This is a genomic window from Pseudomonas edaphica, from assembly GCF_005863185.1.
Taxonomy (GTDB): domain Bacteria; phylum Pseudomonadota; class Gammaproteobacteria; order Pseudomonadales; family Pseudomonadaceae; genus Aquipseudomonas; species Aquipseudomonas edaphica.
This window is the reverse complement of sequence record NZ_VBVZ01000804.1, coordinates 1-2376: the sequence shown is the minus strand read 5'-3', so window position 1 is coordinate 2376 and position 2376 is coordinate 1. Positions and strand designations below refer to the sequence as shown.

The 2376-nt window shown below is 64.4% G+C and carries 2 protein-coding genes; one reads left to right on the top strand and one right to left on the bottom strand.

All coding sequences use genetic code 11. From position 1 onward, the window contains the following. Positions 1–1534 (bottom strand): DEAD/DEAH box helicase (locus FEM54_RS30670; RefSeq protein ID WP_138454074.1); only part of this gene is annotated, 1534 nt, incomplete at its 3' end. A gap of 167 nt (positions 1535–1701) precedes the next feature. Between FEM54_RS30670 and FEM54_RS30665 the strand changes: the two genes are divergently transcribed. Next, the coding region (locus tag FEM54_RS30665; RefSeq protein ID WP_138454073.1) for a sugar nucleotide-binding protein at positions 1702–2376 on the top strand (675 nt) is incomplete at its 3' end.

Sequence of the window (2376 nt, the reverse complement as noted above, 5' to 3'; positions counted from 1 at the left end):
GCAATACGCTGTAGTCGGCGTTGTCGGGGATGGTGCCACCGCTGGTCACGGCGGTGAGTTTGGCGCCACGGCGGGCGCGCAGGGTGTGGGTCACGGCGTCACGGTGCAGGTAGGCACTGCGGATGCCCTGGCGGCCGTTATAGCCGTCGGCGAGCATGTGCAGCAGCGCCTGGTAGTGGCGTTCATCGAGTGCGGCGTAGGGTGAGGCGCGACGGATGAGGTCCAGCAATGCCTGTTCCGGCCATTCGCGGGCGCTGACTTCGGCGATGATTTGTTGGGCCAGCACGTCCAGCGGGGCGATGGGGATGTGCAAGGTGTCCAGTTCGCCGCGCCGCACGCAGTCGAGCAGGGCGGCGCATTCGATCAAATCATCACGGGTGGTGGCGAACAGTCGCCCCTTGGGCGTGCCGCCGACCTGGTGACCGGAACGCCCGACCCTTTGCAGAAAACCGTTGATGGAACCGGGCGAGCCGATCTGGCACACCAGGTCGACCTCACCGATATCAATCCCCAACTCCAGCGACGCGGTGGCGATCAGCACTTGCAGTTCACCGGCCTTGAGCCGTTGCTCGGCGTCCAGGCGCAGCTCTTTGGCCAGGCTGCCGTGGTGCGCGGCAACAGCGGTCTTGCCCAAACGCTCGCTCAAGTGCCGGGCCAAGCGTTCGGCCAGGCGCCGGGTGTTGACAAACACCAGCGTAGTGCGGTGTTCGCGGGCCAGCGTGGCGAGGCGGTCGTAGACCAATTCCCACACATCGTTGGCCATCACCGCCGAGAGCGGCACTGGTGGTACTTCGATATCCAGGTCGCGGGGGCGCGCGTGGCCGATATCGACGATGGCGCACTCACGCCCGCTGCCGACCAAAAATCGCGACACCGCCTCGATAGGCTTTTGCGTGGCCGACAGGCCGACGCGGGTCAATGGCTCGCTGCATAACCCTTGCAGGCGCTCCAGGCTCAGAGCCAGGTGGCTGCCGCGCTTGCCGGCGGCGATGGCGTGGATTTCGTCGACGATCACCGTGCGCGTGCTGGCCAGCATCTGCCGACCGGAGTCCGAGCCCAGCAGCACGTAGAGCGATTCCGGTGTGGTGACGAGGATATGCGGCGGCCGTTTGCGCATGAGTGCGCGGTCTTTTTGCGGGGTGTCGCCGGTACGCACGGCGGTGCGGATAGTCAGCGGTGGCAAACCCAGCGCCTGCAATTGCGCGGTGATGCCGGCCAGCGGGTTTTGCAGGTTGATCTGGATATCGTTGGACAGCGCCTTGAGCGGCGACACGTACACCACCAGCGTTTCGTCCGGCAGTTGACCGCCGTTGGCCAGGCCTTGGTGCACCAGGTCATCGAGCACCGCCAGGAACGCGGTCAGGGTCTTGCCGGAGCCTGTGGGCGCGGCGATCAAGGTTGAGCGGCGTTGACGGATCAGCGGCCACGCCTGGGCCTGGGCGCCGGTCACCGAGGGAAAGGTGTTGCCAAACCAGGCACTGACGGCGGGGTGGAAGCCGTCCAATACCGTGTCGGTTGATTCAGGAAGGTTCATCTATTGATTGATACTGCCCATGCCAACAAGTTGCAATCAGGTACTTTGTCCGTGACGGTTGCGCTACAAACCCGCAAAATGCAACGATTCTGGCAACAACCTACGGCAAGGCGCACACGCCTGCCGATAATAACCATCGTTCCAAACAGACCGGGCCTGCTCAATCTATGCGAATGCGCCTTATGTTACTGGGCGGCGGGAATGCCCTCGGGCAGGCGCTGATTCGCCTCGGTGCAGAGGAAGACATCGGTTTCCTCGCACCTAAACCGCCCCAAGACGGCTGGGATGCCGCGAGCCTCACCCAATTGCTCGACGACACCCGTCCCGATGCGCTGATCAACCTCGCCTACTATTTCGACTGGTTCCAGGCCGAAGCGGTCAGCGAAACACGTTTGGCCGCCCAGGAGTTCGCCATCGAACGCCTGGCCGAACTGTGCCAGCACCACAACATCACCTTGCTGCAACCGTCCAGCTACCGCGTGTTCGATGGCTCTCGTGCCACCGCCTACAGCGAAAAAGACGAGCCGGTGCCCCTGGGCTTGCGCGGCCAGGCGTTATGGCGGATCGAGCAGAGCGTGCGCGCCACCTGCCCGCAACATGTGCTGCTGCGCTTTGGCTGGCTGCTGGATGACAGTGTCGATGGCACCCTCGGGCGCTTCCTGGCCCGTGCCGAGAAGCCGGATGAATTGCTGATGGCCGATGACCGGCGCGGCAACCCGACGCCGGTGGACGACGCGGCGCGGGTGATCATTTCAGTGCTTAAACAGCTCGATTGCGCGGCGCCGCTGTGGGGCACCTATCATTACGCCGGCCACGAAGCGACCACGCCGTTGGCGCTGGGG